Genomic DNA, 1,427 nt, shown 5'->3' on the forward strand with positions numbered 1-1,427 from the left:
AAAATCCAGCCGGCTGCTTAAACCATCGAAATGAGGGGTCCCTTTTAGACGCCGATCACCCCGCTAACGGGGTCCTTTTTGCACGCCGATCCACACTCCCCATGTGCCGATTGAAATTCATCAGTCCGATCCACAATCTTACGCTGTAGCTGCAGACTTTCTCAACGTCGCAGACGTTGAAGTGGTCTCGCTGCAGCATGAGTTCGGTATTTTCGGGGGGAATGCAGGAGACCATATCCTTGAGCTGGTTCAGCGGCTCAGGACACCGCTGGTAACGACCTTGCACACAGTGTTGGCAGCCCCCGATGAAGCCCAGCGCCGGGTAATGAACGCCCTGATAAGGAGTTCGGCCCGCCTTGTCGTGATGGCTGAAAAAGGACGCCAGATTCTGCAGACCGTATATGAGGTTCCCAACGAGCAGATCGCGGTCATACCGCACGGCGTGCCGGACCGGCCCTTCCTCGATCCCGCCATGGCGAAACACGACCTGGGTCTGGCCGACCGGACGCTGCTTATGACTTTCGGCCTTCTTGGCCCCGGAAAGGGGATCGAGACGGCCATTCATGCGCTTCCGGCACTGGTCCGAAACCATCCAAAGCTCATTTACATGGTTGTCGGCGCAACCCATCCCAATCTCGTCCGGCATGAGGGTGAGCGCTATCGGGACAGTCTCGTCGCTCTCGCTGCAGATCTGGGGGTCAGCGACCATGTCCTGTTCGTTGACGAGTACCTCTCAATCGAGGATTTGCTGAAATATCTGACGGCTTGCGACATCTACGTCTCGCCCTATCCGAACGCGGCACAAATCACTTCTGGCACCCTCGCCTATGCCGTCGCACTCGGAAAAGCTGTGGTTTCAACACCATTCTGGCATGCGCAGGAACTGCTTTCGGATGGTTGCGGGATGCTGTTTTCATTCGGCGAAGCGGACGCGTTATCCACCGCAGTTGCGCAATTGATTGAAGATGACAGTCTGCGCAGCGCAATGCGGACACGCGCTTATGCCCGCGGTCGGGAAATGGTCTGGCCAAGTGTAGCGGAACAATATCTCGACGTCTTTTCCAAAGTGAGGTTCGAGCGGCGTTCAGCGGGCGCGATGGTAATTCCCTTTCCTGCAAGTGTTGGAGAGCATGATCGCCTGCCGCCTGTTTCGACCACTCACCTCGCCTCGCTCACCGATGGCGTCGGACTTGTACAACACACCAAATTTGCAGTTCCAGATCGCCGGCATGGCTATTGTCTGGACGACAATGCACGCGCGCTGCTGGTTATGAGCGAACTGGCGGGGCTCGTTCCGCTAACGCCTCAGGAAGACCAGATGACCCTTACTTAGGGTCGTGCGGCTGAGCGGAACAGGAAAGTGTCGTAAGGGGCATTATTTCCTTTCAAAAGTCCCATTCGGAATTAGGTTGGCGTAGCGGTCTGAG

The 1,427-nt window shown here is 56.6% G+C and carries 1 protein-coding gene; it reads left to right on the plus strand.

The features are described from left to right. The first annotated feature begins 103 nt into the window (after positions 1–103). Positions 104–1,333 (plus strand): glycosyltransferase family 4 protein, encoded by a 1,230-nt coding sequence (locus tag FHS92_RS18050; RefSeq protein ID WP_343056767.1) that lies wholly within the window; start codon positions 104–106, stop codon positions 1,331–1,333. The last annotated feature ends 94 nt before the right edge of the window (positions 1,334–1,427 follow it).

The organism is Sphingobium subterraneum, from assembly GCF_014199435.1.
In the GTDB taxonomy this organism is placed as follows: Bacteria; Pseudomonadota; Alphaproteobacteria; order Sphingomonadales; family Sphingomonadaceae; genus Sphingobium; species Sphingobium subterraneum.